Annotated in this window: 25 protein-coding genes; 8 read left to right on the plus strand and 17 right to left on the minus strand. The window is 46.8% G+C overall.

Going from position 1 to position 26,391, the window contains the following annotated elements; all coding sequences use genetic code 11:
* Positions 1–21: 21 nt before the first annotated feature.
* Positions 22–219 (minus strand): cold-shock protein, encoded by a 198-nt coding sequence (locus ACYVGR_RS36700; RefSeq protein ID WP_142774807.1) that lies wholly within the window; start codon positions 217–219, stop codon positions 22–24.
* 341 nt (positions 220–560) lie between these two features.
* On the opposite strand from ACYVGR_RS36700, the gene ACYVGR_RS36705 reads away from it, so the two are divergent.
* On the plus strand, positions 561–782 hold the full coding sequence (locus ACYVGR_RS36705; protein WP_182457766.1) for a PspC domain-containing protein: 222 nt from the start codon (positions 561–563) through the stop codon (positions 780–782).
* Positions 783–871: 89 nt separating this feature from the next.
* Here ACYVGR_RS36705 and ACYVGR_RS36710 read toward each other — a convergent pair whose 3' ends face one another.
* The 3 genes from ACYVGR_RS36710 to ACYVGR_RS36720 all read right to left on the minus strand — a co-directional run bounded on the left by ACYVGR_RS36710 (position 872) and on the right by ACYVGR_RS36720 (position 4,454).
* Positions 872–1,894 carry a glycosyltransferase family 2 protein gene (locus tag ACYVGR_RS36710; protein ID WP_460965755.1) on the minus strand — a complete coding sequence of 341 codons (1,023 nt, stop codon included), beginning with the start codon at positions 1,892–1,894 and terminating at the stop codon, positions 872–874.
* Between the two features lie 119 nt (positions 1,895–2,013).
* Positions 2,014–2,346 carry a YbaB/EbfC family nucleoid-associated protein gene (locus ACYVGR_RS36715; RefSeq protein WP_182457768.1) on the minus strand — a complete coding sequence of 111 codons (333 nt, stop codon included), beginning with the start codon at positions 2,344–2,346 and terminating at the stop codon, positions 2,014–2,016.
* 95 nt (positions 2,347–2,441) lie between these two features.
* Positions 2,442–4,454 (minus strand): T9SS type B sorting domain-containing protein, encoded by a 2,013-nt coding sequence (locus ACYVGR_RS36720; RefSeq protein WP_460965757.1) that lies wholly within the window; start codon positions 4,452–4,454, stop codon positions 2,442–2,444.
* A 208-nt stretch (positions 4,455–4,662) separates the two neighbouring features.
* On the opposite strand from ACYVGR_RS36720, the gene ACYVGR_RS36725 reads away from it, so the two are divergent.
* Entirely contained in the window at positions 4,663–5,970 is a 1,308-nt protein-coding gene (locus ACYVGR_RS36725) for a bifunctional 3,4-dihydroxy-2-butanone-4-phosphate synthase/GTP cyclohydrolase II (RefSeq protein ID WP_460965759.1), read from the plus strand.
* Between the two features lie 88 nt (positions 5,971–6,058).
* Positions 6,059–6,364 carry a thioredoxin gene (gene trxA, locus ACYVGR_RS36730; RefSeq protein WP_460965761.1) on the plus strand — a complete coding sequence of 102 codons (306 nt, stop codon included), beginning with the start codon at positions 6,059–6,061 and terminating at the stop codon, positions 6,362–6,364.
* A 212-nt stretch (positions 6,365–6,576) separates the two neighbouring features.
* Here the strand turns inward: trxA and ACYVGR_RS36735 are convergent, their stop codons facing one another.
* From ACYVGR_RS36735 to ACYVGR_RS36745, 3 genes are all read right to left on the minus strand, one after another.
* Positions 6,577–7,047: a hypothetical protein gene (locus tag ACYVGR_RS36735; RefSeq protein WP_460965763.1), complete on the minus strand. Its 471-nt coding sequence runs from the start codon at positions 7,045–7,047 to the stop codon at positions 6,577–6,579.
* Between the two features lie 70 nt (positions 7,048–7,117).
* Positions 7,118–8,389, minus strand: a complete 1,272-nt coding sequence (locus ACYVGR_RS36740; RefSeq protein ID WP_460965765.1) for an AGE family epimerase/isomerase — start codon at positions 8,387–8,389, stop codon at positions 7,118–7,120.
* Positions 8,382–9,395, minus strand: a complete 1,014-nt coding sequence (locus ACYVGR_RS36745) for a bifunctional heptose 7-phosphate kinase/heptose 1-phosphate adenyltransferase (RefSeq protein ID WP_460965767.1) — start codon at positions 9,393–9,395, stop codon at positions 8,382–8,384. The genes ACYVGR_RS36740 and ACYVGR_RS36745 overlap by 8 nt, the downstream gene beginning before the upstream one ends.
* 173 nt (positions 9,396–9,568) lie before the next feature.
* On the opposite strand from ACYVGR_RS36745, the gene ACYVGR_RS36750 reads away from it, so the two are divergent.
* Entirely contained in the window at positions 9,569–10,630 is a 1,062-nt protein-coding gene (locus ACYVGR_RS36750) for a methyltransferase (RefSeq protein ID WP_460965769.1), read from the plus strand.
* Positions 10,631–10,643: 13 nt separating this feature from the next.
* On the opposite strand, the gene ACYVGR_RS36755 is transcribed toward ACYVGR_RS36750, so the two are convergent.
* The 6 genes from ACYVGR_RS36755 to ACYVGR_RS36780 all read right to left on the minus strand — a co-directional run bounded on the left by ACYVGR_RS36755 (position 10,644) and on the right by ACYVGR_RS36780 (position 17,562).
* Entirely contained in the window at positions 10,644–11,330 is a 687-nt protein-coding gene (locus tag ACYVGR_RS36755) for a CAP domain-containing protein (RefSeq protein ID WP_460965771.1), read from the minus strand.
* 20 nt (positions 11,331–11,350) lie between these two features.
* Positions 11,351–12,139 carry a DUF5958 family protein gene (locus ACYVGR_RS36760; RefSeq protein WP_460965773.1) on the minus strand — a complete coding sequence of 263 codons (789 nt, stop codon included), beginning with the start codon at positions 12,137–12,139 and terminating at the stop codon, positions 11,351–11,353.
* Positions 12,140–12,192: 53 nt separating this feature from the next.
* Positions 12,193–13,992, minus strand: coding sequence for a thiamine pyrophosphate-dependent enzyme (locus ACYVGR_RS36765; protein WP_460965774.1), 1,800 nt, complete (start codon positions 13,990–13,992; stop codon positions 12,193–12,195).
* 601 nt (positions 13,993–14,593) lie between these two features.
* Positions 14,594–15,037 (minus strand): cold-shock protein, encoded by a 444-nt coding sequence (locus ACYVGR_RS36770; protein WP_460965776.1) that lies wholly within the window; start codon positions 15,035–15,037, stop codon positions 14,594–14,596.
* Between the two features lie 317 nt (positions 15,038–15,354).
* Positions 15,355–15,960 (minus strand): DUF1684 domain-containing protein, encoded by a 606-nt coding sequence (locus ACYVGR_RS36775; protein ID WP_460965778.1) that lies wholly within the window; start codon positions 15,958–15,960, stop codon positions 15,355–15,357.
* A 114-nt stretch (positions 15,961–16,074) separates the two neighbouring features.
* Positions 16,075–17,562, minus strand: coding sequence for a M20/M25/M40 family metallo-hydrolase (locus ACYVGR_RS36780; protein WP_460965779.1), 1,488 nt, complete (start codon positions 17,560–17,562; stop codon positions 16,075–16,077).
* Positions 17,563–17,784: 222 nt separating this feature from the next.
* On the opposite strand from ACYVGR_RS36780, the gene ACYVGR_RS36785 reads away from it, so the two are divergent.
* The gene (locus ACYVGR_RS36785; RefSeq protein ID WP_460965781.1) at positions 17,785–19,428 is read left to right on the plus strand and encodes an amidohydrolase family protein; all 1,644 of its coding nucleotides are present in this window, start codon (positions 17,785–17,787) and stop codon (positions 19,426–19,428) included.
* A gap of 28 nt (positions 19,429–19,456) precedes the next feature.
* On the opposite strand, the gene ACYVGR_RS36790 is transcribed toward ACYVGR_RS36785, so the two are convergent.
* The 4 genes from ACYVGR_RS36790 to ACYVGR_RS36805 all read right to left on the minus strand — a co-directional run bounded on the left by ACYVGR_RS36790 (position 19,457) and on the right by ACYVGR_RS36805 (position 23,151).
* On the minus strand, positions 19,457–19,762 hold the full coding sequence (locus ACYVGR_RS36790; protein ID WP_460965783.1) for a hypothetical protein: 306 nt from the start codon (positions 19,760–19,762) through the stop codon (positions 19,457–19,459).
* Between the two features lie 130 nt (positions 19,763–19,892).
* The gene (locus tag ACYVGR_RS36795; RefSeq protein ID WP_460965785.1) at positions 19,893–20,081 is read right to left on the minus strand and encodes a hypothetical protein; all 189 of its coding nucleotides are present in this window, start codon (positions 20,079–20,081) and stop codon (positions 19,893–19,895) included.
* The gene (locus ACYVGR_RS36800) at positions 20,068–20,370 is read right to left on the minus strand and encodes a hypothetical protein (RefSeq protein ID WP_460965787.1); all 303 of its coding nucleotides are present in this window, start codon (positions 20,368–20,370) and stop codon (positions 20,068–20,070) included. Before ACYVGR_RS36800 ends, ACYVGR_RS36795 begins: the two co-directional genes overlap by 14 nt.
* A 300-nt stretch (positions 20,371–20,670) precedes the next feature.
* The gene (locus tag ACYVGR_RS36805; RefSeq protein ID WP_460965789.1) at positions 20,671–23,151 is read right to left on the minus strand and encodes a ribonucleoside-diphosphate reductase subunit alpha; all 2,481 of its coding nucleotides are present in this window, start codon (positions 23,149–23,151) and stop codon (positions 20,671–20,673) included.
* 613 nt (positions 23,152–23,764) lie between these two features.
* Between ACYVGR_RS36805 and ACYVGR_RS36810 the strand changes: the two genes are divergently transcribed.
* From ACYVGR_RS36810 to ACYVGR_RS36820, 3 genes are all read left to right on the plus strand, one after another.
* Positions 23,765–24,007, plus strand: a complete 243-nt coding sequence (locus tag ACYVGR_RS36810; protein ID WP_182457787.1) for a type B 50S ribosomal protein L31 — start codon at positions 23,765–23,767, stop codon at positions 24,005–24,007.
* 151 nt (positions 24,008–24,158) lie between these two features.
* Positions 24,159–24,845 (plus strand): response regulator, encoded by a 687-nt coding sequence (locus tag ACYVGR_RS36815; RefSeq protein ID WP_182457788.1) that lies wholly within the window; start codon positions 24,159–24,161, stop codon positions 24,843–24,845.
* 93 nt (positions 24,846–24,938) lie between these two features.
* Entirely contained in the window at positions 24,939–26,306 is a 1,368-nt protein-coding gene (locus ACYVGR_RS36820) for a sensor histidine kinase (RefSeq protein ID WP_460965791.1), read from the plus strand.
* Positions 26,307–26,391: the final 85 nt, after the last annotated feature.

Consider the following 26,391-nt stretch of genomic DNA (forward strand, 5'->3'; position numbering starts at 1 on the left):
GATGCTGAGGAGTAAATCTAATTAGCTAATTTTTTGCACCTTTACGGCATTGAGCCCTTTCTTGCCGTCTACCACTTCAAACTGCACCCGATCTTTTTCCCGAATGGTAATCCCATTCAAGCCCGTGATGTGCACAAAAATGTCTCTGTTGGTACCATCTTCAACAATGAATCCGTAACCTTTACTTTCGTTAAAGAATTTTACTTCACCTGTTTGCATAAAACGTAAACAATTAAACTAATTAAACATTTAAGGGGTCAGTCATTAACAAAGATTCCGAAAACAGAAAACTAAATATCCGGTTCATTAGGATATGAGGTTGAAGATCAACGAACTTTGTTAAATGTAATGGCGAAAACGGCACGTGAAAGCCCTTAGCCCCGTTACAACACAAAGAAAACGAAAATGTTCTGACTTCAATGAGTTTACGCGCATTTTTTAGCTAATTTCATTAAGTTTATATTGGCTTTCTTCGTAAACGGCAAACATTCTATCAAATACAGCCGTTAGTTTTGTATAGGATTGATGACAGGGCATAATCCACTTCATGGACAATCAAAATGAATAAGATTCGCTATTTTGTTGAAAGTCAGGCGTTCGGTGTCTGCTCCCGTTTGGGGGAGAAGATGAATATTTCGGCCAGTAGCATTCGTTTATATTTTATTTATACCTCGTTTCTGACACTCGGCTCTCCCGTTGTTCTTTATCTAATACTCGCTTTCTGGATGGAGATGAACAAACACCTGCGCCGACATGCTCACCCTACTATTTGGGAACTGTGAGAATATATAGGATATAGGATGTATTATATAAGATGTATTGCTTTCGAGTCAGCTATATCATACATTATATATCCTACATTTAATACATCCTACATCTCACCAAACGTCTTCTTTCCTTCGGCAAAGTACTGCCAGACAACGCTTTTGGGGTATAATTTAACTTCGGTGGTTTGCTGATTTTTTAGTTCACGCCGTTGGCGCTGGAGCCTGGGCAGCGCTCCATAAAAGGCAAAGTGGGCTCGTACAATTGCCCAGACATCTGGCCACTGGCCTTCGCGCATAAAGAGTAACGACGATAAGCCATCCATCACTAACCTAAGCAGGATTTTGGGCCATAACCAGCCATCAGCAGGCCAGTTTTTATAGAGCATAAAGAGGCTATTGCGGTAATTCAGGAAGGTTTTGTGGGGATTGGATTTATGAAGCGTACCCCCACCTACGTGATAGACCGTCGATTGCCCGCACGCCCATACTTCATAGCCTAATCGCTGCACACGCCAGCACCAGTCAATTTCTTCCATATGGGCAAAAAACGACCCATCGAAACCTCCTACTTGATGAAATATCTCCGCCTTGACAAATAGACAGGCTCCAGTTGCCCAAAAGATCTGTCGGTTATCGTCATATTGGCCATGATCTTTCTCGAAGGTAGCAAATACACGTCCTCGACAAAATACATAACCCAACCAATCGACAAAGCCACCGGCAGCTCCTGCATGTTCAAAAAACTCGCGATCGCTATATGACCGGATTTTAGGCTGACAGGCGGCAATTTTCGGGTTTGCTTCCAATAGAGCCAACGCGGGCGACAGCCAGCCGGGTGTTACTTCAATATCGGAGTTTGGCAAGACGTAGTAAGTAGCCCCTCCGTATTGCGTTCGAACTTGTTCTAAAGCTGCGTTATAACCGCCGGCATAGCCCTCATTACGAGGAAGTTCAATAACACGAACAGTTGGAAACGTAGATCGTAGGAAAGCTACAGAATCATCGGTAGAAGCACTATCGGCAACATACACTGGATGCCCATTGGCGGTGGCCAGTACTGCGGGTAGGAATTTGGCTAAAAACGGTTTTCCGTTGTAATTAAGAATAACAATGGCAAGGGTATCCAAATCAATTTGTGCCGGGCCGCCGGAGCGGTTTGACGTCTGTAGTTGGCTATAGTTTATAGATCATGAGCCAGCGTCAAACGTCAAACCGCTCCGGCGGCCCGGTACAAACTTACAAACTATTAAGACATCAATCCATCCAGATTTAGACCAGGAATATTGGGCAGCAGCCCTTCGGTAGCCTGACGAAGGTGCTCACGAGATTTTGTTTCAATATTAGCCATCGCTTTATTGGTGGCTGCTACAATAAGATCCTGAAGCATTTCGCGATCGTCGGGGCGAATCAGATCGGGATCGATTTCAATTTTCAGGACGTTTTTCAGGCCATTCACCGTTACTTTCACTAAGCCGGCACCCGATTCGCCCGTTTCGGTAATGGTACTAAGGGTCTCCTGAGCATCTTTCATTCGGGATTGAACTTCTTTCATCTTCCCGAACATATCCATCATATTCATAATTTTACGTCAATAGTGGTTAGTTCGTAATTATCAGCCAAAGTTATTCAGCAATTGAGCCACTACCGACTATTAGCTGATCACTAAGGATTACGTCATCGTACCAATAACACCGCGCCCGTACGAACAGTTTTCATACCAGTCAGGTCAATGACCTCAATGTGGTACATATATTGGCCAGTTGCCGCATCCTGCCCTCTGACTTTTCCATCCCATCCCTGCGTTTTATCGGTAGTGCTATAAATTACCTCCCCCCATCGATCAAAAATGCTCATCCTGAACTGATCAAAATAAGTACCTCTCACAACAAAGGTATCATTTTGGGTATCATTGTTAGGCGTAAAAGCATCGGGAACCCAGATCTTAGCCTCACGACGGAATGTATAAAAATTCGAGTAGCTGACGGCCCCGTTATCCGAAACAGCAATGATCCGATACTTCTGCGATTGTATATCCAGATCAGTAGCACTCAAATCGTAGTGCGTATTAACTCCAATATTGGTAATCTCACGCCGGGTATTATTCACCGAGTCAATCACTTCAATGATATAATTCCCGATTATTTCTGGTGTAAAAGGCGACTCGGCCGTCCAGTCGATACCTGTTGGTGACTTGGATGTCAAATACACCGAACAAACGGGTGCTGATGGTTCCGACGCAACTCCACAATTCGTGAGGTACGTAATCTGGTAGCAGTAGGAACCGGTCGATGCGTCGGCGGTTTCATCCGTGAACGCATTTTTATTTGCTATGGTCCCTATTGGCGTATACGTATTCGAACCATCACTAGCCCGGCTGACAGCCAGCGTATAGCTGGACGAGGCTCCTGTAGTGGGCAAGGAAACGACTAAATGAGGGTGGTTATTTTCAATGGATACAACTGTACTACCCAGATCACCGGGCAACTCGCCATTGATACCCAGCACACAAACGGGAGCCGACGTAACAATAGTCTGCGCTGTTCCGGAAATAGTCGCTTCAATACTATAACAATATTGTACACCGCAGGCTATATTCGTATTATCAATATAGCTACTGATGGCCTGGGACGGCAATACACCAGCAGGCAGATTGCCTTTATAGATTCTATATGATCGAAATTGCGTTGTTGACGATATCGTTCCGGCATAGGGTTGCCAGCTTAGGGTATTTTGTTTATTGGACGCTTTTACATCTAATACCAGACTACACACCTCATCCGATTTCAATGGGGTACTATTGCAGGCATCCTGAGTCTGTACCTGAAAACACTGCACTTGTTTGGCATCCGTTTGAACGGTAAATGAACCACCTCCCGTACCAGTCTGGCCTGTTGCCGCATAGGCTCCATTTATTTTCTGAAACAATTGTACGGATGAACTCGCACCGGCCATATAGGTAATATCAATCGAATTGTCGCTGGTTGTTTTTAAGGCTGTGATGGTTGGTTGAGCTGCAGTAGCCGCAACTGTAATAGGAGGTGCCGTCGTTAGCGTTGATCGGCAACTGGCTGGAGCATTGTAAATACCCTGAACCGTCAATGTATAGTTACCCGCGTTTGTGTAGGTATGCGACAGTTCAAGCGCCATTTGAGCACGTGTTTTTAGTTCGCGAACGCCATCCCCCCAATACACTTCATACTGATCATATTGGCCTAGTGTTGAGGCATCTGGAACGATCATTGCCCGCCGGCCCGAACACGACTTTGCAGTAAATTTCACCTGATCGACGGGCAGTACGGTAACTTCTTTACACAAGACGGTGCCCCCGCCCGAACCACCCCCAGAACCGTTCTGGATAATTGTATAAGAACCTGGTTGCGTGTAGGTAAACGTTGTACTTGCCCCAAGCGTTACCTGACTAAGCGGGCTCTTACCATCATATTGAAAGTTATAACGGACATTAATGATATTGGGGCCCGTCTTCACTTCAACCGGTGTCCCTACACAAACTTTATCTTTAGTAAGCGAAAAATCACCGGGAAATAGTGGGTTTATGCAGGCGTTCTGGGCCTGTGTACTAGGCGATTTACAGAGAAGCAGTAGACCCAACAGAGCCATTACTTTCCAATAAGCCAACACATTAGCTTTCGCCCCAACATCAATCAGCCACAATCGTAAAATTCGCACAGAGGGTCTTTTTTTATTGTTCTTTAATCTATCGTTCCTATGCTTGAAAACGGCCCAACGGACATTTTCGCGTCCAGCGAAACGTATCTTTCTTAAAATCAGTTTTCAGGTCAAACTGAGTGTAGGTAAAACGTATTGACTGGTCATCTGGACAGCCAATGAATCAACTACCAAATATACTTTCACCGACACGCATAGACCAAAAAAGATGAGCAATAATAGTACCAACTCTGAAACCACTGGACCTCAAGCTACTGCTGGCGATGAGTTAACCCAAGCTGATATAGCCCCTATTCGACTCGACCGTATTGAAGAGGCTGTTGCCGATATTAAGGCGGGGAAAATTGTGATTGTAGTTGACGACGAAGACCGCGAAAATGAGGGCGACATGATCTGCGCAGCCGAAATGGTAACGCCCGAAATGGTCAATTTCATGGTTCGTGAAGCCCGTGGTCTTATGTGTGTGCCCCTTACCCAGGAGCGTTGCGATGAGTTAGGGCTTGAGATGATGGTCACGAGTAATACATCTGTACATACAACGCCCTTTACGGTTTCGGTCGATTTATTAGGCCACGGCTGTACAACAGGAATCTCAGCTTCTGACCGGGCAAAAACGATTCAGGCGCTGGTTGATCCAACAACGGTTCCTGATGATCTTGGTCGTCCTGGTCACATTTTCCCATTACGCGCTGCCGAAGGTGGCGTTATCCGTCGAGCCGGACACACCGAAGCAGCTATTGATCTGGCACGGATGGCAGGGCTATCGCCTGCTGGTGTACTCATCGAAGTATTGAACGAAGATGGTACCATGGCCCGACTCCCCCAGTTGCGCGTAATGGCCGACCGTTTCGGTATGAAACTCGTTAGCATTCAGGATTTGATCGAATATCGGCTCCGTACCGAAACGTTGATTCATCGGGAAATTGGTGTCGATATGCCCACTCAATGGGGGCATTTCGACCTGATTGCCTATAAGCAAAGCAACACGGGCGATACGCATCTGGCGCTTATCAAAGGCAGTTGGGAGCCGAACGAACCCGTTCTGGTGCGCGTCCACTCGTCCTGTATTACGGGCGATATTTTTGGTTCCTGCCGTTGCGATTGCGGCCCCCAACTTCATGCCTCCATGAAAATGGTTGAAGAAGAAGGTAAGGGAGTAATTGTGTATATGTTCCAGGAAGGACGTGGCATTGGTTTGATGAACAAACTGAAGGCCTACAAACTTCAGGAGATGGGTCGGGATACGGTTGAAGCAAACCTCGAACTTGGTTTACCGATGGACGCTCGTGATTACGGTGTTGGTGCCCAAATTCTGCGGGATCTGGGTATTCGCAAACTGAGGCTCATTTCGAACAATCCCAAAAAGCGGGCTGGTTTGATGGGCTATGGACTGGAAATCATCGACACGATACCCATTGAGATTCCATCCAATCCGCACAATATCCGCTATTTACAAACCAAGCGCGATAAAATGGGCCATACAATTATGAATGAGCCTGTTAACGAAGAACAATAAATCAAGTTTGAGGTTTGGAGTTTAAAGTCTGAAGTCATTCGAATCGCAAACCTCAAACTTTAAACCTCGAACTTTAAACAACCCCCTTATGAGCAAGCAATCATTTAAAGACCTTATTCAGGGCGATAAACCTGTATTGGTCGATTTCTACGCAGACTGGTGTGGTCCCTGTAAGCAACAGGCGCCCATTCTGAAACAACTTACCGAGCGTGCTGGCGACAAGGTTCGGGTCATTAAAATTGATGTGGATAGGGCACAGGAAGCCGCTCAGCAATATCAGATTCGGAGCATTCCGACCATGATTATGTTTAAAGAGGGTAAGATCGTCTGGCGTCAGTCGGGCGTTCAACCGCTACACACGCTGGAAGGACTGGTAAAACAGTTTAGTGCTTAAATCAGCCCTGATGAAGGTGAACCAAAACGTTTTTTTGTCATTCCGACAAAGGAGGAATCTTCGGATGAGTATAGTTTTTTTCCACTTAGCGCAGATTCCTCCTTTGTCGGAATGACAAAAAAACATTGCTCAAATCTAACTTTAGAGTAATTCAATAGATTTGACACAAAAACGGGCTGGATTCATCATCCAGCCCGTTTTTGTTGTTACACCTACTTTTTCGCGAAGTTCTGCAGGTTCGTCAGCGCGATCACATTAATTATTTTCCACTCGCCGTTTAACTTTTCTACCACGCGAGTTTCCTTCGACGTTGTTTTCCCGTGGCTGTCTACGAGGGTTTGATCGTAGCTAACAAACGCCATATTTCCATTCTGATGGATCGTATAGTTGGTGTTTTGCACCATCACCTTATCCAGCACTTTCGAGCTTTTGAACTGACTGGCAAATTGTTTTTCCAGATCATTCCAGCCTTTTATGAGCCTGAAATCTCCGCCATACAGATTAGCGGCAAAGTTTACGTAAGGGGTATGCGCCCAGGCATTGGCCCACCTCGCTTTATCTCGTGTAAAAAAACCTTCGGTCTCATTAAACAGCACACGTTTAATGGCATCGTTGTCGGCCTGAGCCAGACCACGCAGAACGGTACTCAGCAAAAGGGTAACTACCAAAAGTGAGGTTTTCATGACCGTAAAAGGGTTGATTTACTGGTCAAGCTATAGAATAAAATTAAAATATACAAATATTATTTTGTACTTATTCGCCATAAATTAACTTATCTAATCTTCGAATTGACTGAACTACCGCCCGAACGGTGTGGTAGTTAATTTTCCAGGAATGGCTCATGTGCGTCCAGATAGGAACACCCTGCCGGGTCATTAATGGCCACCACTCCCCTACCGAATGGTTAACCATTTTGTCCAGCACAAATCGATGGACATTTACGTAGGCATTCCAATATTTTTCATCGCCCAGAATTCGGTAGGCGTCCAGAAAGCCGATCAATACCTCAGCCTGTTGCCAGAATTCTTTTTCCCGATCGTATACGGCGCCACTATGCGAGCCTTCTACAAAAACGCCCCCCTGTTCCCAGTCAACCCCATAGTCGACAGCATGAGAAAACGATTTTTGTAGCTGATCGCGGTATGTATCGTACGGAATTTGTAATACATCGAGCGCGTGAATCAATAGCCACGCAAACTCAGCATTATGGCCATAACTCGTATTGTCTTCGGCTTCCCGCTTTACGCCATCTTCCGTAAAGCGATCCCAGCCCCAAATCACATCAAACTTAATTTGCGGAGCCACCTGCCAATTGGCCCAAAATTGGGGCACGCCCGTTCCATAGGCTGGGTGCATGATTTTCGTAACCAGTAGTTCGATAATTTCCAGCAGTTTACGCCGGTGAATCGGCTCCTGGGTGCATTCATACAAGGTGGTGAATGCTTCCATCAAGTGCATATGCGCATCGAGTGTTTTACGATCTCCACCAGCAGCACCCGGACCTTTCAGCGTCCAGTCGCGATGAAACATCTCGAAATAGCCACCGTGACAGGTATCTACGACATATTTCTGCAACAGATCAAATACCTTTCGGGCATAATCAACACCGCGTGTATCGCCTGTGGCCAGTGTGTACTCACTCAGGCAATAAATGGCAAAGCTCTGCCCATACACGATTTTCTGGTCGATCAATATCTCTCCTTTCCGATTGGTCATCCAGTAAAAACCGCCGTACTCCTGATCCCACATGTTGGTTAACAGGTAATCGACGCCGTGACGAGCCATATCGGCCAATTCGCCATTGCCGTAGCCAGCCCGGTGGGCCGACGCATAGGTATAAATGGAGCGGGTCTGGGCAATAAGCGATTTCTCGTCTTCGCCCGAATCATTGCCGTGTTGATCGAAATGAGTGATAAAGCCCCCGTTTTCGCGATCGACGGCCCGTTTCATCCAGAAAGGCAATAACTCATCCGTCAGGTGATCATGCATTTCCTGACGATACTGTTGTACGATTTCGTTAGTCATTAGAATGGTAAGTAGTATGCAAGGCAAGAATTTCGGTCAGGCTGGCTGTACCGGTTTGATGTAGTTTTTGGACGGTAACACCAGCCGCCAGATTGGCCACCGTCAGGGCTTCCTGGGGCGAAGCACCAGCACCTATACAAGCTGCCCAGGTAGCCACAACCGTATCACCGGCCCCAACCGTGTCGAGTTCACCCTGTAAGGGAAGGCCTTCTACGAGCTTCGTTTCCTGATCATCCAGATACAGAATACCAGCCTGACCACGCGTAATTAGCAACGGGCCTTGACTTTGTTCCCGGAATAAATTCCCCTGTTGAACGCACCAGTCCAATTCAGGATGTTCGGGAGCGTCGATACCCAGAAATTTAGCCAGCTCGGCCGTATTTACTTTCAGTGTGGCTCGTTGAGTCAGCTTGCCCACATCGCGCATATCGACCAGAAATCTCACGTTCGGAAACCGGGGCATTAACTCATTGAGCATCTTCACTCGCGCTTCGGTGAGTAACGGATTGGCAAACTGCTGATTGATGATCAGCACATCCAGATTTTCCAGCGCCTGCTCCAGACCGTTGATCACATTGGCGAAAACAGCCTCATCCAATTTGTTAGCGATACCAAAATCGATTCGATTAGCCTCTTTCCCAGCCTGGTTCGGCTTGGTATACAGGCATGTATCCCAATCGCTATCAATCACATGCAGGTACTGCGTTTTTACGCCCATCGATTGAAACAAATGCTGCATTTCTCGCCCATACAGGTCGTTGCCCACGCAGCCAATAGCCTGAATATCTGAAACTCCCAGCGCAACCAAATTCTGAACGACATTTCCGGCGGCTCCGAGAAAGGCACGGGGTTTACTTCCCCAAAATACATCCAGCCCCGTTTCGAGTGACGTCTCACCGGTCTGGGTTTGCAGTGTAAAATAAAGATCAATGGCAAAATCGCCGATAACGCCCACTTTCAGGCCGGCAAATCGTTGGAAAAGGGTTTGAATAGCTGTGCTTGTCATTAACTCGTTAGTGGATTCATCTCTATATGACCTAAAACCCGTTACTATGGGCTAGCTACTCACTGGTTTATTTTAATAAATACGCCATATCGCTGAAGATATAGCGTATTTATAGTCCCGTTTGACGCCTGCTCTCTATATTTGGAACCCAACTTTGTAAACCTGAATCTACAATGCCCGCTCTGCCTCAACTCGACCTTGCTCCTATCACGCGCCATCTACGAGCTATGTTTGGCTCCCGTTTATTACTGGCTGCGGTTCATCATTTGCACGTATTCGAGGAATTAAAAGGCGGGCCACTTTCCATAACCGAGCTCCGTAATCGGCTCCAATTAGGCGAGCGTCCGGCTATGGTCTTATTTCCTGCCTTATGCGCTATGGAACTGCTTCGGTTTAAGGAGTCAGGACAACTTGCTATCACGGAATTAGGTCACTATTTGACGCAAACGCAAACGCCCAATTTAACGGGCTATACAGGTTTGGAGAAAGACGATCCAGGTGCCCTCGAAATGGCGGTTCGACTTCGAAACGATGGACCGCTTCAGGCCCCTGAGGGCATTTCATTTGTGAAAGAAGGCGAAGGACCCTCGCCTATGGATGACCCAGAGCTATCCCGAAAATTTACGCTGGGTTTAGCCGGGCGCGCCCGTCATCTTTCCCCTATAGTAGCCGCAAATCTCTCAAAGCGAGAAGGGCATTTGTTAGATGTTGCAGGCGGTACAGGCTTCTATACCTACGAATGGTTGTTAGCAAATCCGACCTCAACGGCGACCCTATTTGATCGGCCAGCGGTACTCGTGGTAGCTGCCGAGTTGCTGGAGGAATTCGTTCAAAGTGGCCGGCCGGGAGCGATAGGCGTTAAAGAGCGGGTAACGTTCATGGCTGGCGATATGCTAACCGATGATATCCCTGAAACAGATATTCTACTGGCAGCCAGCCTATTCCACGATTGGCCAACATCTACCTGCCAAAATCTGGCCCATCGCTTTGCCGCAGCCTTGCGCCCTGGTGGCGAATTATGGGTACACGACGCTTTTCTGGATGATGATCTAAGTGGTCCATTAGCTGTTACGGATTATTCCGCACAACTTTTCTGGAATACACTTGGGCGTTGCTACAGCCGTGCCGAATATCGGAGCTGGCTGGCGGAAGTGGGATTAGAACCAACCGAAACGAACATTCCGACACAGATGGACTATGGCTTGATCTGGGCCGTAAAACCAGCTACTCGTTGACACAGAAAGCGCGCTAATGGGTTACGTGAGCAAATAAACGCTTTGCACCAAAATTCTGCACCACTCGACCAAAAGGTGGTTTTCGTTCTTTGAACGGGTTAGTCGACAGGCGCCCGGCGCACCCGACATGGGTATATAAAGGATTCAGCAAGTTATCCCGGTGGTGGGGTGAGTTAAGCCACTGCTTTACAGTGTACCGGGCATAACTTGCATATGTATATGGCTGAAAAATCTGGCTGGTTTGCGAATCCATATATTCATATTGATGTGTTCGCTTGTTCAAACGGGCGCAGAACCAGTCAGGCGTATCAATGGTCTGATACTGACCAATATTTTCGGCAAATCGCTCAAACTGGTTTGTCTGCTTTCCAATACGTTTTTGGGCCGTTAACTCGCTAAGATTATAAAAATCTTCGTGACCATAGTAGTTATGGTCGATCATGGATTGGGCATGGTTTCGGGCAGCCAGATACAAAGCCCGATCATACTGTAGCAAGTTTAAGCCTGCCTGCCGCCGAGCTTCATTGGTAGCCTGAAATAACGCGATATCTAATAAAAGTGTATCGGGCTTATCCAGCGCTATAGGTTGCTGGCTTATCGACTGAGCAAAAAATGCCTGATCACTCATCCGATACTCGTCTGGCGTGGTCGTTATATTTGCCACCCATTGACCTATTTGCAACAGCAGCCACCAGTTCATAGGCTTAGCTCCGTTTTAGACTATAAAAGACGGGTATTAAACGTTTCCTGCATATGTTGATCGATTACAGCCATTACTAATCGCCCGGCCTGATCAGAATCTATCCTGTACTCAACGGTTAACGCATTTTGCAACGAATGAAGCAGAAATACTCGGCCGCGTTCATATTTGTTACCTACAATACATTCGGTCATTAATTCATCGTAAGTAAGAAAATCGAACTGCGTTTGTACAATAAGCCCAGAACCCTGATTGCTGCTCTGCATCATCGTGTTCCTGTCATTATATAATTTGGCGAGGCTAACAAATTCGCTCCGGAAACCAGAATTAATATACGTTTTGTGAATTAATTCCTGGTGTCGTTTCAATAGGTTCTGTACAACCTCGTTGCTCGACAAATCCCAATACCACCAATTGGTTGAGCCACTCGCTTCGAATGCCAGGCGCTGTTGATAAGCTATTTTGAATACATGTAATAACAGTTTATAGGCTTTGGTCCTATCGTCTCCCGAAAGATTTATCAGTGCAGACAAATTGGCCATACTGGTGGCACCAGGCTTCAATAGATAGGTCATTAAAGCTACACAAGCCGTATCCGTAGAAGTTAACAAGCTATCTGTAATTGCCTGCCCAATGTCAGAGTACGTAAGTTTTAGTCGCCTTAGCAGCGCAAGAGGGCCAAAGAACCATTTTTCTTTTTCCTTCTCACTCAGTTGACTAAATTGATCAAGCAAGTCCTTATCCAGATAGACTCCCTGCGCGAATTGAACGATTGCGATTTCCTCTTCCAGACTCATATCTATAAGCATGTAATCTACTAACTGTCAATCTAATGACAAAGAAAGACTACGCTTACAAATACTTATCCTCTTCCGGGTAAAATATCCAGCAAGCTGCGTCCTTTGGTAGCAACAGCTTCGTGAAACTGGTTGCTGATCACGTTTTTAATAATCTCACTCCGGTCGCGCTCCCCACGCACGAGAGCTTTGGCAAATTCGATGGCCTGATCGGTCGTTATTTTACCTGGCATGGGTGGTTCATTCTGATCAACAATGGCATCAACAACTACCGGACCATCATGCGCCAGTGCTTCCCGAATAACGGCATCAGCCTGCTTAGGGTCATCGATCGTAAACCCTTTTGCTCCGCAGGCATTGGCATAGGCAGCAAAATCAATGGGCTGTAAATCCACGGCAAATTCGGGATTACCCTCCATCACAATCTGCTCCCATTTAATTTGACCAAACGAATTGTTGTGGAAAATAAACACCTTAATCGGTAGTTTATATTTCACTGCTGTAGCCAGCTCGCCCATAAGCATCGTGAAACCGCCATCGCCCACCAACGCCACCACTTGCTGTCCTGGGTGCGAAACCGATGCGGCAATCGCATAGGGCAATCCCGATGCCATCGTGGCCAATAATCCGGACGTAGAGAATTTCATGGAACCCCGAATCTGAATATGTCGGGCAGCCCAGGTTGTGTTGTTGCCACAATCGCAGGTAATGATAGCGTCGTCGTTGAGGAGTGGACTAAGCGTATGCGGAATTACCTGCGGCTTCATGGGTATAGCTTCCTGCGTACCGCGCTCGGTTAGAAGTTCGCTCCAGTGAGCCATTCGTTTCTGCGCTTTCTCCAAAAAACTGCGATCTTTTTTGCGTTGAATCAGGGGCAGTAAGGCTTGTAAAACAGCTTTACTATCGCCCATCAGACCAACCTCTACAGGAGTTCGCAGGCCGATGTGCGATGGATCAAGGTCAATCTGAACCGTTCGCGCCTGACCTGCTTTGGGGTAAAACTCGAGATAAGGGAATCGTGTACCAATCATAATCAACGTATCACACTCCTGCATGGCATCTTGCGAAGGAGCCGTTCCCAGCAAGCCTAAGCCACCCGTTGTAAAGGGATCATTATCGGGCACTACGCCTTTTCCCAATAAGGCTTTAATAATAGGCCCACCTACGGCATCGGCCAGAGCTATCACTTCCTCACGAGCACTCAGGCAACCACGTCCAGCAAAAATGGCTACCTTTTCGCCAGCGTTAATCAGATCGGCAGCTCGTTGTAACTGCCGGGCATCGGGCACTACTGTTTGATTAACCTGCGTTGCACTGCTATGATCGGGAACGTTAGTTGAGGAGCGTTTATCGTCACTTACGGTCCAGTCCTGATAGTCTTTAGGGAACGAAATGTGGGTTACGGTACGTTGCCCCAACGCTGTCCGAACGGCCTGATCCAGCACGTTAACCACATGATCTGGCCCCATAACCCGCTCGTTATAAACAGCCACATCGGTAAAGACTTTAACCAGATCGACATCCTGCTGAAAAAACGTACCGCTGATATCATGGGCTGTGTGGCCTGTAATGGCCAGTACAGGTTGCGCGTCGTACTTGGCGTCATAGAGTCCATTGAGCAGGTGAATGCCTCCACAACCCGAAGTTGCGATACAAACCCCCAATTTACCCGTGAATTTGGCATATCCGCAGGCCATAAAGGCTGCTGCTTCCTCATGGCGCACCTGAATCAGTTGAATCTTATCCTGCCGCTTACGCAACGATTCGTAAATACCATTGATACCGTCGCCGGGTAAACTAAATACGGTATCAACACCCCACTCCAATAACCGTTCGACCAATAGGTCGGCTCCTGTCTTTGCCATAGTCCCAGATAAAAAACGAATAGAATCAGTGGGAGTTTAACTACCGATATGTCATTCGTGTTTGGCAGGCATCGAGCAGATTAAAGAATCTTAATTGCAGGGTAGGAAAGAACGAGGCTATGTAAGATTGAGTGCAACAGTTCGACCCCTTCAGGGTCGCATGTTTATAGATGGGCCATTGAGCTATAAATATGCGACCCTGAAGGGGTCGAACTGTTGTACGATACGAGAAAGTTAAGCAACAAAAAAGCCCGGCTGATGAAGCCAGACTTCTTTTACGTTATTTATTCCTTACTGGTTACCGATGATCCTTTTTCCGTTTAATCGACGTCCGTCCAGCTACTTCGGCCTGAAACTTAATTTTTAGCTGGCGATCAAGATCTCTGTCCCTCGGTACATATATACTGGTTTTACCATCCGAAGATTTCAACATCCAGTAAACACTATCAGTGGTAGGAGGAATAGAGGTGTAAGTCGGCTTACTCATAAATATAGGAGATAAGGATGAGCCAGGTATTCGCATAACACCTGGTCTACAAGCACAACTCCATTTATGCAGGATTAGTGTCCATCGGCCAAAGATGGTTTATAAATAGTAAGCCTATACGGCTTTTTTCACCGAAACGGCATTGAGTCCTTTAGGGGTTCTTGTCACCTCAAAGGTTACCTTATCATTTTCGTTAACGGGATCTACCAGTCCGTTCATATGTACGAAAATACTCTCCTGGGTTTGTAAGTCCCGTATAAAGCCGTATCCTTTCGATGCATTAAAGAAGCTCACAATACCTTTTCTGACGGTGTCCTGGGGTGCAATATCTTCCTGTTTCGACACGCCGATCTGAACATCTTCCTGATCGATCGCTCTCTTCTTTCTTGGGTCTGGTGGCGTTGAGGTTATATTCCCATTCTCATCCACATAGGCCAACATTTCGTCCAGCCCCTGCCCTTTCTGGGCATTTGCTTTCCGTTCTTCGCGCTTTTCTTCTTTGTCTTTTCTCTTTTTCTGTCTTGCTTTTTCTTTTTCTTTTTTACTAAATGTCTCCATTCTTTAGTTATTATGTGAGATCAGCCTGCGTGCGTTCGTCAGGATGTACTTCAGAGAGGTGGGTTACTGCGACCACAATCCGCCAATCCGTGCGGGTTTATATGACCCACTATTTAATCAACCCTATATCAGCAGAATAAGTTGTTTCTTTGAAATAATATTCAGAAATCATAAATGAGTGAGTACAATGGAGGGCCAATTATAGCCTATTATAAGCCCATACGGCCCTAAATCAACTGATTTTCAAGACATTTAATGTCCCTTCAGTTCATACAGAAGCACGGCGTGAACCTAAACGATACCGTAGTATATACCCGTTAATGAGCTTTTCCGTACGCTTTTTCGCCAACGGGTACGGCTACGGACAGTTGGTTCTGTTTGGGTGGAATTGGGCACGGATAGCCCTCATGAAAGGCACAGTACGGGTTGTAAGCTTTATTGAAATCAATAATCAGTTGTCCGTTCTGAACATCTCCCGTACGAAAGTCGATGTAACGCCCACCGCCGTAAGTTTCCTGGCCCGATGTAGCATCTTTGAACGGAAGGAATAAATAGTCGCGGTACTCGGGCATTCGAATCACGTTTAGATTACGATACAAGGTCAGTTGTTGAGGCTTGCCATCAAGCACAAACGACAGGATTGCGTAGGACACATGCGGGCGGGTCATACCGTTATACGTTGGCATCTCGAACGGTTCGGCTTTGGGCGTTAGCTGCACCGTAGCCGTTACGCGATAAGTCGAGTCAGGTGCGTAAAACTGGACAAACGCTAACTCTTCTTCCGACGCCAACGGTCCACCGGCCGATTTAAGCAAATCCTTTTTGTATTTCTCCCGGTGTTTGGCAAGCTGGTCAGAAAAAGACGATTGAGCAATGGCAGCCGTAGTTAATAGAGTCGTAAGCAGAAGGATCAGGGTTTTCATAGTTGTCAAATATAGTTTTTGTCATTCCGACGAAAGGAGGAATCTCAAGCTTGACTAATATAGAAGTTGAGATTCCTCCTTTCGTCGGAATGACAAACGTACTATCAATGATGGCTACGGCAATGGGGTCGTCAGAATAGCCAGACAGGTTTTGATTCCTGTTCGCAGATTTCCCAAGCGCAGGTTTTCATTCGGGCTATGCTGGTTGTTATCCATGTTGACTAGTGGTACAATTACGGCCGGAACTTTCAACGCCTGAATAAACGGTACGACGGGCACTGTACCGCCCATAATCCGAATAATAACGGGGTCTTTCCCGAATCCACTCGTCACCGCTTTTCGCAGCCAATTTCCCATCGGGGCATTGATGTCCGTCCGAAAGGCAGGTGTGCCGGGGCTTCCCTCAAAGAAAACGATTTGAGAATACTTCAGCCGCTCTTCGGTTGTCGGTACGTGGTCCAGCACGGTGAAGCCCTGTTTTTCAATGTGTTTCCGAACCAGATCCACCATTCGTTTGCCATCCGTTTCGGGCACCAACCGGATATCGAAACTCGCGACGGCTTCTTCGGGAATAATGGTACCGGAGCCTTTACCAACCACAGCAGCTTTCATACCCCGGATATTCAAAGACGGGTACTGGAGCGACTCCTGATAATTCGCGCCCACTTTTTCTTCGTCAGCAATCTGCAGGGTCTTGTTGATATCCCGTTTATTATCGGGTACGGCAGCCATGATTTTTTTAGTGGCTTCATCAAAGGCAATTCCGTCGTAGAAACCCGGAATCAATACCCTACCCTGCTCATCTTTCATGGACGTAATAAGTCGGGCCAGCCGAAAGGCCGGATTGGGTGAATAATTCCCAAAATGACCACTGTGCTGTTGTGTAATAGCACCATAGGTTGTCATGGTGAAACCGGCATTACCCCGGCAACCAAACGTTAGCGTGGGGATATTGGATGAGTGCATGGGGCCATCCATCACAATCATGTAATCGGCTTTCAATTTCTCTTTATAGGAATCCAAAGCACTTTTTAGTCCCGACGAGCCCTTCTCTTCCTCCGTATCAATGATAATCTTGACATTAAAAGGCGGAGTTTGTTTTTCCATCTGAGCGATATCCAATGCTTTCAACATCATGATAATCGGCCCCTTATCGTCCGATGTTGATCGACCAAACAAACGCCATTCATCGTTTACAGTTGTTTTAGGTATACCGCCACCCAAATCTTTATAAGCAGCGCCGGTTTTCTCCTTGAGGACCGTCACCCAAGGGTCTTTCTGACTCCACTCAGCAGGCCGCACTGGTTGGCCATCCAGATGGAAATAGAACAAAACGGTTTGGGTTGCTTTGGGTACTATTTTTTCGGCCAGAACCAACGGCAAACTGCTTGTTTTAAGAACCGTTGTCTGAAAGCCCCGTTTGGCAAACGCCTTTTCAGTCCAAGCGATATTTTTGGCGATATCTTCAGCACTCACCGCATCGTTAGGGTACGACACATACTCACTCAGTTCATCGATGGCGGGCCAGAGCTGCTTTTCAACCAGTGCGTCCATTTGGGCAACGCTCAGTTTCTGGGCCGACGCCTGTTTAGCCAGGGTCATGATTATCAGCCAGCAAACAGCCCTAACAAGCGTCTTTGTATGTTGTAGGTTTCGTTCTAATCGATTTATCTGTTGGGTAGTCATGGTCAGAGTGAAGTCGATGCGTGTTATATCGAAATACGGCAAGAGGACCGACAATACCAACTAATCTATCCCGAATCCCTATTTATTCAATATTATCTAGTAGATTATCCAAAAAAGGCAAACTACAACAAAATCAGTATGGTCTCTTCGTCTGGTCGTCCGTTGTGCATCATGGGAAACATGGTTGATGCACAGGGCCGCGAATCAGTTAAAACGATACTTGTCCAAAATGGCAAAATCAGCGCGATTCAGGCGGGTAAAGTACCCTTATCGCTCCCGGATTTAATCCTGATTGAGATAGCCGACAATGAGGTTGTTTTTCCCGGTTTAATCAATTTACACGTCCATTCAGAATACAATGTTTTTCCGCTCTGGCAAAGTCCGGCCGTATGGAGCAACCGGTATCAGTGGCGGATAAACGACCAGTACATTCGGGAGATAAAAAATTTCAAAGAGTATATTGAAGCCCGTTGGGTGAAAGACTATCCCGGCTTCATCAATCTTAGTGGGCAATCGCTCACAGCCGAAAATCAGCGAGCATCTCCAACCGTTTCGGCGAGGTCAGCCATCAGCGAAGTCCAAAAAATGCACGGGGTCATCACGGAATTACAAGCCGTGGCAGGTGGTACAACGCTCATGCAGCAAACGATCAAACTAGAGAATAATGGCAGCTTACCCAGCTTCATTGTTCGGAATACGGGCGCCCCCGACGAACTGGGTCTTCCTGGCACGAAGAAAGTGTTCTCCGTCGTCGATTTTGTGAAGCCGGGACCGGATTTCGATCCGCCCAGCAGCCCACTCCACGCCAATGACGATACATCGGCCTGGCCCATGATGCGGCATCCCAGTTTCGACGATTTTCTGACATCAGTCCAAAACGGCAATAACCGCTATTATGCTTCCATTGCCCACATTGCCGAAGGGCGAGCAGGTTACCTCCAGCGAGGAAAACCCGATGGCTTTAGTCGACGAGAGTTTGTTGAGTTTCGGAAAGCGCTTTCCCAGCTTCCAAATCCGGAATTTCTAAAAACCGCCAATTTAACCCTGACTCATGCCTGTGGTTTGGATTATTCCGACTCCACCACGCTCGATTTCCTGCGCGACAATCACATCAGCATCGTTTGGTCGCCGGTCTCCAATTTAATTCTATATCGCGACACTATTCCTGTAAAAACCCTGCTGGATCATGGCATCAACGTTTGCCTCGGTTCCGACTGGGCGCCAAGCGGCAGCAAACATGTCTGGGATGAGCTGAAGTTTGCCCGCCATTTCTGCGATGCGTTATCGCTCGATGTTAGCAATGCCCAACTACTGGCGATGATTACCCAGAATCCAGCAACTGCGTTAGGCAACGTAAAGGCGGGCGTTATTGAAACGGGCCACAATGCCGATTTCTTTATTTTACGCAAACAATCAGCCCGGCAATCGGCCTTAACGGCTTTGCAAACGCAGAATGATTCGGATGTGCGTTGTACGATTGTGAATGGACGAGTACTTTATGGCGACGAGAATTTATTTACCAATACCTTATCCGTCGACTACCAGCGTATTCCGGCAACGGAGGGTATAGCCGCCAGCAAGAAAGTGGTGAGCATCAATTCGGCCCTGAACTTTGATTTACGCCAATCCTTAACTCAGGTTGATGCATTGATGGATTGGTACGCTGCGGAGACTTTACGCTTACCGAACCTGCGCCGAACCCGTTTGCTTTCGTCCGACGATCATCTTTACCTGGCACGTATTAATCTGGTGAAGTCGCAATTGGCGGAGTTGTTGAAGTGAGTTTAGTTGTAGTCTGGTATTAATGCCCTTACTTATGGGCTTCCCGCACACTATCCGCATAAGCCTTCGAGTGTGCTTTAGCCAGCAACTCATACCCCTGATCAATTAACTCCCGATAGGTAAAGCCGTCATTTTTCACCCCCCGTTTGGTATTGTCAGCAACTGCCTGATTACACAGTTCATGATTCAGCGAGTCATTCTTGGGCTTTGATCCCTCCCGAATATCAAACCACATAGTTGTGCTATTATATTTTCTGTCAAGTGGCTGCTGACCGCACGCAAACAGGCTTAGGATAGTCAGGGGGATTATCAGTAATTGGAAGGTTTTTCTCATAGCAGCCGATTATTATATAATGAGACTATTGAGTGGCGAATTCCACACCTAAGCCTATGAATTAAATAAAAACCCGCAAAACCTGCTGAATAGGCTTTTGCGGGTTATATTACATGCTTATAACTTCTTATTAAGCAGGCCGTTTTTTCTGTTCTGCATTAGCAATCTCTTCCGCCAGCTCGTCTTTCAACCGATTGACCTGATGGCGCAAGGTAGCTGTTTTAGCCAGCAGACTGTCGGCCTTCGCCAATGCATTCGCAGTAATAGCTTCGCCTTTCTTAGCTACTGCTTCAACTCTATCTTGGTTATTGCCCGTCATCTGAATTTCGGCTTAAATTCTCTATCATAAATTTAGCGTGAGAAATATCTAATTCCAAGTCTTCAATTTCGTGTGCTAAGATTTCATGTTTCTTTCGCAACCGCCCAAGACCCGATTTCAAGTCATCTAACCTCGGATTGTCATATTCATCTATTTCCCGCATTTCTTGTAGTAACTTCCGTATATCGTATATCGCTAACTCTATTTGTAACAGTTCACCAACAGCTTCTAGTTGTGTATATTCTAAATGACGTAGCAAGTTTTGATAATACGCTTTGTCCCAACTCATTATGACTAAATTTTATAGCATGTAATATAAGGAATAAAAAATATAATTAATATACCAATATGTAATCTTTATTGCTTTTACAAAACACAAATTTAGGTATAAGACCGTTAACTAAATGATAAATGCCCCCGGAAAACTTCTGAATTTTCAACAAGAATAGTTTATGTACCAACACGGGTTAGGTAATAGCTAATGGCAAACGTAGCTTGGATTACGCCCGACAAAGGCCAAAACACAACTCCCGGCCATGTTAACCACAGCCGGGAGTTTGAAACTTGAAACCTTAAACTTGGAACCAAACTAGCTTCCACACATCTCGCAACCTTCTGGGTCGTCGAGTGAGCAGGTCATGGCGGCATATTGTTGTTCCAGATCCGTTACCATGGGTACAGGCTGTGGAGCTGCGTTTTGCGCGTGCTCCTTGGCGTACTGTACGTAATCGAGCGGTTTCTCAACGGGAGCGGCTTCGGTCATAACGGCTTCCAGTTGTGGTTCGGCTTGCGGCTGAACAACGGTGAACTTCACAGCATCGGCAGCGGCTTTCGTACGGAGGTAGTACATACCCGTTTTCAGACCCGCTTTCCACGCATAGAAGTGCATCGATGTCAGTTTACCGAAGTTCGAATCCTGAATGTGGATGTTCAGCGACTGCGACTGACAAATGTACGCGCCCCGGTCGGCGGCCATGTCGATGATGTGCTTCTGCTTAATCTCCCAAACCGTTTTGTACAGATCTTTGATGTTCTGCGGAATATTCGGAATCTGCTGAATCGAGCCGTTGGCCAGAATCAGGTTATTCTTCATCGCATCGTTCCACAAGCCCAGTTTCACAAGGTCTTTTAACAGATGCTTGTTCACAACTACGAACTCGCCCGATAATACGCGACGGGTGTAGATGTTGCTCGTGTACGGCTCAAAACACTCGTTGTTACCCAGAATCTGCGAGGTCGACGCGGTTGGCATTGGGGCCAGCAACAGCGAGTTCCGAACGCCATGCTCTACAACGTCTTTCCGCAGGCTTTCCCAATCCCAGCGACCCGATTTTGGTTTTACCCCCCACATATCAAACTGGAACTTGCCTTCCGAAATCGGTGAGCCTTTCCAGGTTTCGTATGGGCCGTATTCTTTCGCCTGCTCCATCGACGAAGTCATGGCGCCAAAATAGATCGTCTCGAAAATATCTTCGTTCAACCGACGCGCTTCTTCCGATTCAAACGGCATCCGCAGCATGATGAAGGCATCTGCTAAGCCCTGCACGCCCAGACCAATTGGCCGATGGCGCATGTTGCTTCGACGAGCTTCTTCAACTGGGTAGTAGTTGATGTCGATGATCTTGTTGAGGTTGCGGGTGGCCGTTTTGGTCACTTCGTACAACTTCTGGTGATCGAAGCGCATGATGCCGTCTGGATCACGCTTGATGAACTTCGGCAGGGCAATCGAAGCCAGGTTACACACCGCAATTTCGTCAGGAGCCGTGTACTCGATGATCTCGGTACACAGGTTCGAAGACTTGATAGTACCCAGGTTCTTCTGGTTCGACTTCTTGTTCGCGGCATCCTTGTACAGCATGTAAGGCGTACCGGTTTCCGTTTGCGATTCCAGAATTTTGAACCACAATTCCTGCGCTTTTATCGTCCGACGAGCACGACCTTCGCGTTCGTAACGCTCATATAGGGCTTCGAACTCGTCGCCATAGCAATCGGCCAGACCGGGGCACTCATGTGGGCAGAACAACGACCAAACGTCATCGGCTTCTACCCGCTTCATAAACAGATCGGGCGTCCAAAGCGCGTAGAACAAATCCCGGGCGCGAACTTCTTCTTTACCCGAGTTCTTTTTCAGATCGAGGAAATCAAAGATATCGGCATGCCAGGGTTCCAGATAAATCGCAAACGAACCTTTGCGTTTACCACCACCCTGATCTACGTAACGAGCCGTGTCGTTGAACACGCGCAGCATTGGTACAATCCCGTTGCTGGTTCCATTGGTGCCTTTGATGTAGGTTCCCGTAGCCCGAACGTTGTGAATGCTCAGCCCAATACCACCTGCCGACTGTGAAATTTTGGCAGTTTGTTTCAGTGTATCATAAATTCCGTCGATAGAGTCGTCCTTCATCGTCAGCAGGAAGCAACTCGACATCTGTGGTTTCGGCGTTCCGGCGTTGAACAACGTCGGGGTTGCGTGCGTAAACCATTTTTCGGAAAGCAAATTATAGGTTTCGATAGCCGCATCAACGTCTTCCATATGGATTCCGACGGCCACACGCATCAGCATGTGCTGCGGACGTTCGGCAATCCGACCATCGAGTTTTAGCAGATATGATTTTTCGAGGGTTTTATAGCCAAAATAATCATAGCCATAATCCCGATCGTAAATGATCGTTGAATCCAGCAACGCTGCATGTTGCCGTACTACATCATATACCTCTTTAGAAATCAGTGATGCGTTTTCGCCGGTTTTGGGGTCTTCGTACTGATATAATTTCTTGATCGTTCCAGAGAACGATTTGTTGGTCTCTTTGTGCAGGTTCGAGATCGCAATCCGAGCGGCCAGAATGGCATAATCTGGATGCTTGGTCGTCATCGAAGCAGCTGTTTCAGCGGCCAGATTGTCGAGTTCGGTGGTTTTTACACCATCGTACAGACCACTTACAACTTTTACGGCTACTTCAACGGGTTGTACATAGGCGGGGTCAAGGCCATAGCACAGCTTCTCGATGCGAGCGGTGATTTTGTCGAACTTGACGGACTCCCGGCGACCGTCGCGTTTGATAACGTACATACGTAGTTTGGCTAGTTAAGTATGGAAAAATGTTGACTGTAGGACATGTTACGGTTGAGATGTAGGTTATACGATGGTTAATTATAGAGGCAGTTTATTTTTAGTTGTTCAGGTACGAAGACCCTTGAAAAAGTAACCAAAAAACCGAACTTCAGGCGTTAGGCTGAAGCGTGGCAGGATGGCGTTCTAAAGTTCTTTTGAAAAAGACGGAAAAGCAACCCGGAAGGTTCGGGCATTTTTGCAAATCCTTGAAACGTTCAACTCTGTGGGCAGGTTAAGAAATTGTTAAGTCGTCAGCATTAGCGACTTAACAATACCCCACCCGAGAGATATTCTAAGAAATTAAAAAAAGCGTTTTTATAGATTGGAAGAGAGGCCAAACGTTGGCAGCACCATTCCGTGGAAGAAGCGTATTGCATCGGAAAGCTAAAAAGAAACAGGCACAGGACAAGCGTATATTACCGAATTATTAGGCAACGGTTCTCCTTTAATCGGTTCGTTATCAACCCACAAAAGAACCCATAAAAAGGCTTGGCAATCCTGATAAAACACCGTACCTTTGCAATCCTTTTCGGTCGGAAACCGAGAAGATGATAAGAAACAGAAGATAATCATGAAAAAGGGCATTCACCCGGATTACCGCGAAGTGGTATTCCACGACCTGTCAAGCGACTATAAATTTCTGACGCGCTCAACAGTTCAAACCAGAGACAGCATCGAGTTCGAAGGAAAGACCTATCCGCTCGTTAAGATCGAAGTTAGCTCGCAGTCGCACCCATTCTACACGGGCAAAAACGTACTGCTTGATACAGCTGGTCGTGTGGACAAGTTCCGCAAACGGTACGGTACGAAGTAAGACATTTCCAGTTGATACAGAACTCCCCTGTTGCGGTAACCGTAGCAGGGGAGTTCTTTTTTAAACCTATAAGGTTTTTGAAACCTTATAGGTTTGTAATCTCGTCAATTTAAACGCGCCCTTAGCGTTTAGTTTTCTCAACCCTACAGGCATGAAAAAAATCCTGATCATTGAAGACGACCGACGCATTGCCCAGAATATAAGCCGAGGCCTTCAGGAAGAAGGTTATGCAACCGAAGTAGTGTATGAGGGATTGAATGGTCGCCAGATTGCGTTACAAACAGGAATAGACCTATTGATTTTAGACATCAACCTACCTGGGTTGAGTGGGTTTGAAGTGTGTCGAAGCGTTCGGGCGGAGAAACCCCAACTCCCGATCATCATGCTTACGGCTCTCGGTGAAATTGAAGACAAAGTTGAGGGGTTAGCGCTGGGTGCCGACGATTACCTGGTCAAACCGTTCGATTTTCGTGAATTACTGGCTCGGGTAGCAACCTGTTTTCGGCGATCGGCCTTACTTACCGACGCCGTTGCCGAAGACATCTGCCAGGTGGCTAACTTAACCGTTAATCTGACCCTCAAAGAAGTTCGCCGGGACAATGTACTGATTGACTTGACAGCGCGTGAATTTGCCTTACTGGAATACCTGATTCGGAACAAAGGCCGGGTGCTATCGAAATTGGATATTGCCGAAACCGTGTGGAATCTTAATTTCGACCCAGGTACCAATGTCGTAGAAGTATACGTCAATTATCTGCGCAAGAAAATCGATCGAGATTTTGAGCCTAAGCTAATTCATACCCGCCCTGGTATGGGTTATGTATTGAAAGAGGAGTAATTGCGTGGAGCGGGGAGCGCGGGGCAGGGAGTAAAATGGTCCGTAGCCTTTTCCCTGCCCCGCGCTCCACGCTCCACGCCAACCCCCACCCCCATGACCATTCGTAATCGCATCGCCCTTCAGTTCTCGCTCATTGTTGCTTCTATTCTGATTGTGTTTTCGGTACTGATATACCTGGTGTCGGCAACCTATCGGCGAGAGGAATTTTATGATCGCCTAAAAAATAAAGCCCGAACGACTGTTCGTTTTTTGATTGAGGTGAAAGAAGTCGATCGGGAGTTACTTAAAATCATTGACCGCAATACCCTTACGGCGCTTATCGATGAGAAGGTATTGATTTTTGATGCCAAGAATCGCCTGATCTATTCAAGTGTCGATGATCAGGTGATTTATTTCAAAGCCACCTTACTGGATGAGGTCCGACAAAAAAAGGAAATTGAAACCTTTAGTGGGCACAATGAACTGATCGGATTGCTGTACCGACAGAATGGCCGCGATTTGGTTGTGCTGGCTTCTGCTTATGATCAGTTCGGAAAAAGCAAACTAGAAAACCTTCGCCTTACATTAGGTTGGGGATTATTAGCAGGTATAGGCATCACCATCGGCCTGGGTATTTTCTTTGCCGGGCAGTCTTTACAGCCGATCAGTCAGATCAATCAGCAGGTATCAACCATTACAGCCTCCAATCTGCAGCAGCGATTAGACGAGGGCAATCGGCAGGATGAGATTGCCCGGCTGGCAATGAATTTCAACGATGTACTGCATCGGCTGTATCAGGCGTTTGAACAACAACGGAGTTTTGTATCCCATGCTTCACACGAACTCCGAACACCGCTGGCCGCATTGAAATCAGAAATTCAACTGGGTTTACGGCGGCCACTCACCGCACCAGAATCGGAAGAAATATTAACCAACCTTCTGTCGGATACTGACCGACTCATTGGCCTGACCAATAGCTTACTGTTGCTGGCCCGAACGCTGGAAACAAGTAATCAGGTTTCGTTTCAATCCATTCGGGTCGACGACGTTGTTTTTCTAGCCAAAGATGAACTTGTAAGCGCGAAGCCCAATTACCGAATCGCTATTGATTATAGTAATATCCCCGAAACCGAAACCGAAACACTCGTCAAGGCAAATGAAAGCCTGCTCAAACAGGTTATGCTCAATTTGTTTGACAATGCCTGCAAATACTCGTCCGATCACACTGCTCAGGTTCGGATCAGTACTGATAGTCAATATTGCCGAATTGCCATTCAGGACAAGGGGATTGGCATGTCAGAACATGACCAGGCGCATATTTTTGAGCCATTCTACCGATCGACCAACGCGCTGAATTATCAGGGATTTGGCATTGGGCTATCCATTTGCGCGAAGCTGATTGAGCTTCATCACGGTACAATGACCGTTAACAGCCAATTAGGCGAGGGTAGTACATTTACGGTTTCACTTCCTCATTTGTAATTCCTGGTACTGCCTTCACACCTCAGCTAACTACCTCACAACGAATTGTATTTACGAATAAGTAGAAGCCACATAAGTATGCGTT

This window comes from Spirosoma litoris (assembly GCF_054776755.1).

Excerpts from the sequence above, each read along its gene's own strand:
- ACYVGR_RS36805 (WP_460965789.1), bottom strand. The coding sequence starts at position 23,151 with ATGTACGTTATCAAACGCGACGGTCGCCGGGAGTCCGTCAAGTTCGAC.
- ACYVGR_RS36785 (WP_460965781.1), top strand. The coding sequence starts at position 17,785 with ATGGTCTCTTCGTCTGGTCGTCCGTTGTGCATCATGGGAAACATGGTT.
- ACYVGR_RS36755 (WP_460965771.1), bottom strand. The coding sequence starts at position 11,330 with ATGAACTGGTGGCTGCTGTTGCAAATAGGTCAATGGGTGGCAAATATA.
- ACYVGR_RS36815 (WP_182457788.1), top strand. The coding sequence starts at position 24,159 with ATGAAAAAAATCCTGATCATTGAAGACGACCGACGCATTGCCCAGAAT.
- ACYVGR_RS36725 (WP_460965759.1), top strand. The coding sequence starts at position 4,663 with ATGAGCAATAATAGTACCAACTCTGAAACCACTGGACCTCAAGCTACT.
- ACYVGR_RS36780 (WP_460965779.1), bottom strand. The coding sequence starts at position 17,562 with ATGACCCTGGCTAAACAGGCGTCGGCCCAGAAACTGAGCGTTGCCCAA.
- ACYVGR_RS36795 (WP_460965785.1), bottom strand. The coding sequence starts at position 20,081 with ATGACGGGCAATAACCAAGATAGAGTTGAAGCAGTAGCTAAGAAAGGC.
- ACYVGR_RS36820 (WP_460965791.1), top strand. The coding sequence starts at position 24,939 with ATGACCATTCGTAATCGCATCGCCCTTCAGTTCTCGCTCATTGTTGCT.
- ACYVGR_RS36705 (WP_182457766.1), top strand. The coding sequence starts at position 561 with ATGAATAAGATTCGCTATTTTGTTGAAAGTCAGGCGTTCGGTGTCTGC.
- ACYVGR_RS36715 (WP_182457768.1), bottom strand. The coding sequence starts at position 2,346 with ATGAATATGATGGATATGTTCGGGAAGATGAAAGAAGTTCAATCCCGA.
- ACYVGR_RS36790 (WP_460965783.1), bottom strand. The coding sequence starts at position 19,762 with ATGAGAAAAACCTTCCAATTACTGATAATCCCCCTGACTATCCTAAGC.
- ACYVGR_RS36700 (WP_142774807.1), bottom strand. The coding sequence starts at position 219 with ATGCAAACAGGTGAAGTAAAATTCTTTAACGAAAGTAAAGGTTACGGA.
- ACYVGR_RS36765 (WP_460965774.1), bottom strand. The coding sequence starts at position 13,992 with ATGGCAAAGACAGGAGCCGACCTATTGGTCGAACGGTTATTGGAGTGG.
- ACYVGR_RS36745 (WP_460965767.1), bottom strand. The coding sequence starts at position 9,395 with ATGACAAGCACAGCTATTCAAACCCTTTTCCAACGATTTGCCGGCCTG.
- ACYVGR_RS36735 (WP_460965763.1), bottom strand. The coding sequence starts at position 7,047 with ATGAAAACCTCACTTTTGGTAGTTACCCTTTTGCTGAGTACCGTTCTG.
- ACYVGR_RS36810 (WP_182457787.1), top strand. The coding sequence starts at position 23,765 with ATGAAAAAGGGCATTCACCCGGATTACCGCGAAGTGGTATTCCACGAC.
- ACYVGR_RS36800 (WP_460965787.1), bottom strand. The coding sequence starts at position 20,370 with ATGAGTTGGGACAAAGCGTATTATCAAAACTTGCTACGTCATTTAGAA.
- ACYVGR_RS36770 (WP_460965776.1), bottom strand. The coding sequence starts at position 15,037 with ATGGAGACATTTAGTAAAAAAGAAAAAGAAAAAGCAAGACAGAAAAAG.
- trxA (WP_460965761.1), top strand. The coding sequence starts at position 6,059 with ATGAGCAAGCAATCATTTAAAGACCTTATTCAGGGCGATAAACCTGTA.
- ACYVGR_RS36760 (WP_460965773.1), bottom strand. The coding sequence starts at position 12,139 with ATGCTTATAGATATGAGTCTGGAAGAGGAAATCGCAATCGTTCAATTC.
- ACYVGR_RS36740 (WP_460965765.1), bottom strand. The coding sequence starts at position 8,389 with ATGACTAACGAAATCGTACAACAGTATCGTCAGGAAATGCATGATCAC.
- ACYVGR_RS36750 (WP_460965769.1), top strand. The coding sequence starts at position 9,569 with ATGCCCGCTCTGCCTCAACTCGACCTTGCTCCTATCACGCGCCATCTA.
- ACYVGR_RS36775 (WP_460965778.1), bottom strand. The coding sequence starts at position 15,960 with ATGAAAACCCTGATCCTTCTGCTTACGACTCTATTAACTACGGCTGCC.